The 2,796-nt window shown below is 42.5% G+C and carries 2 protein-coding genes; both read right to left on the bottom strand.

Annotation, left to right across the window (positions count from 1 at the left end; all coding sequences use genetic code 11):
- Positions 1-452: 452 nt before the first annotated feature.
- Positions 453-1,436 (bottom strand): AraC family transcriptional regulator, encoded by a 984-nt coding sequence (locus tag QVP40_RS07275; protein ID WP_022067809.1) that lies wholly within the window; start codon positions 1,434-1,436, stop codon positions 453-455.
- Positions 1,437-1,569: 133 nt separating this feature from the next.
- Complete coding sequence (locus QVP40_RS07280) at positions 1,570-2,595, bottom strand: substrate-binding domain-containing protein (protein ID WP_022067810.1); 1,026 nt, start codon at positions 2,593-2,595, stop codon at positions 1,570-1,572.
- Positions 2,596-2,796 lie beyond the last annotated feature (201 nt).

Below are 2,796 nucleotides of genomic sequence, written 5' to 3' on the forward strand. Positions count from 1 at the left end.
TCTCGCTACTGAAAATCCGGAACATAAAGTTCCGGATTTTTTTGTTGTTATACGAAATCTGATTTTGTTCTGTCATTTTTTACTTTAATCACTGTCAAAACCGGACATCTTTTATACTAATCAGATCCTTTCTCAGTCTCCTCCTTTTATTTTTTGTGCAATTTGCATAATTATCTCTCTGTTTTTTCTACAAAACCAATTCTTTTCTATCTACATAAAATATGCTAAAATAAATATAGATTTTACTTCAGGTACACACAGAAAAGGAAACACCAATGATATTACATAAATATCTGCGGAACATACAGAGTTCTCTGTTTCCCATATTCCGCATTTCTTGAGACATTTCTTTTTCCTATTGCCAAAGATAAAGTAAAATCTAAAAAAGGACATTACAAAGCACATTTCTTCTGAAGTGTATTTTGTAATGTCCCGTTTTTATTTATACAGTTCTACAAACGCACAGTCTCCCGCTTTCTGTTTATTTCCCGGAAGGCTCTTGGTGTCACATGATACTTTTCCCGGAAGACCCGGTGAAAATAACTGCCGTTCTCATATCCCACCGCCGCAATGATATCACTGATCGGAAGCTCTGTCTCACACATCAGTTCTATCGCCTTATTCATGCGCTTCCGCTGAAGCAGCTCCTTAAAATTAAATCCTGTGTTTTTTTTGATCATCTTACTGAGTACATGCATGGGAAGATGAAGCTTAACACACAGCTCTGTCAGCGTGGCCGTCTTATAGCTCTGCTCAATATAATCCAGGGTTGTCATAGCTATCATATTTTCATACTGATTCGGCACTCTCATCTCCGCATACTGGACAGAATCCAGAAGATACAGAAAAATCAGCCCCATGGTTGTCTGATTGATCCGGTTCTGATCTCCTTTGCCCGTTACCAGTGAATAAATCATGTTTTCCAGAAGATTCTGGATCTGAAGAACCTCTGCCACCCGGAAATGAAGGTATTCTCCCTTTTCTTCATTCTGCCGTAATACATGAACAAGAAAATCTGCCAGTATATTATTACTTCCCGCCATCGTATAGGCCACATCAAAAAACTCCGGAAGAATCATAAAATTAATGGCAATATCATTTTTTCCTGCCGGCAGGATCTCATGCCTGGTAAACTGATTCAGAAACAGAAGCTCTCCCGCCTCAATAACTACCTCTTTTCCTCCTATGATATTGGTAAGCGAGCCTTCGCACACATAAAGCACCTCAATAAAATTATGCCTGTGAGACGGAAAATGCACGAACCTGGTGTGAGTCCTCACTGCGATCAGCTTTCCCTCCTCCAGCATCTTTGCACTGTCCACAGTAAAATCCTTTCCTGACGTATACAGCCCCTGATCCACTTCTGATGCTCCATCAAGAATACGCTGCTCTTCTTCCGTTATTTTTCTTAAATGCTCCAAAAGCGCCTGCTGCATGTTTCTACCGCCTTCTTACTGATTTTTACTTATCATAGCATAAATAAGAAAGAGACGCCAGCTTCACGGCGTCTCTCTTTCAAAGGATTCTTAAATAGTATGAAAAAGCTTCTTATTATTACGGATACATGAATCAGTACAGCTCTGCGTACTCTTCAATGTTTTCAGGTGTGAACTGAAGCGGCTCCCCAAGAACAATCTCTGTTCCTTTGTCGTCAGCCTCTGTAATTGTGAAATCGCCAAGGTCGCCTGCTGTAAATGTCTCGTCAAGTGCGCCTGTGATATCGCCTTTTACAAGAGCCATTGTTGTGTAAGCGCTGAGTTTTCCAAGGCCCTGCATATCCCACAGATAGAAGTACGGGCAGGAATGAGCATCGTCATCGCCTGTGTACTCAAGCATCTCAGACGGAAGACCAAGACCGGTCAGTTTACATGTGGATTCATTGTCCTGAAGATATTTTGCAGCTGCTGCAATACCGACAGTTGTAGGTGCGCAGATAACCTTCAGGTCCGGGTAGTTCTGAAGAAGCGCCGCTGTCTGATCTGTAGATTTCTGAGGCTCATCATCACCATAAGCAACTTCTACAAGCTCCAGTTTGCTGTATTTCTCATCTTCTTCCATAATTTTCTTCATAGCGTCGATCCATGCGTTCTGGTTTGCAGCCTGGGATGTGGCAGAAAGAATTGCAAACTGGCCTTCTCCGCCGGAAATATCAAGGACTGCATCCATAAGAGCCTGTCCTACAGCCACAGTACCGGCCTGATTTACAAATACCTGACGGCTGTCTTTATTGGGGGCAGAGTCAAAAGAGGATACCTTGATCCCTGCATCCATAGCTTCTGTCAGTTTTGCCTGAAGAGCATTTACATCGTTTGCTGCAATGCAGATTGCATCAAAATCCTGGGAAATCAGGTTGTCAAGAACTTTGATCTGAGCATCAGCAGTTGCTGTCTCCGGATATACAACCTCCACTGTTCCGCCTTCTGCTTCCACTGTTTCCTTAAAGGAAGCTGCTGCGATCTCAAAGAACGCGTTGCCTGCTGATTTGCCAACAAGTGCGATCTTCTGTCCGTCTCCTGCGCCCTCAGCCATAACCGGGGTAGCTGCTCCGAGAACCATTGCTCCACAAAGAAGTGCGCTGATAACTTTTTTGTTCATTTTGTTTTCCTCCCTTGGAATAGTATAGTTTTTTGTTACTGAATCTCAGTAACGTCCTGCTGCCGCACAGACAGCAGCAGGTGTATCTGGAACTGCTCTCCCCTCAGGAACAGCAGTACCTTTTATTTTAAAAAGCATATCCTGAATTTACAATTCTTTTTTATTTACTTTTTACAGTTCTTCTTACCTGTCCGATAATAT

The organism is Blautia sp. CAG:257, from assembly GCF_000433815.1.
Classification (GTDB): Bacteria; Bacillota; Clostridia; order Lachnospirales; family Lachnospiraceae; genus Blautia_A; species Blautia_A caecimuris.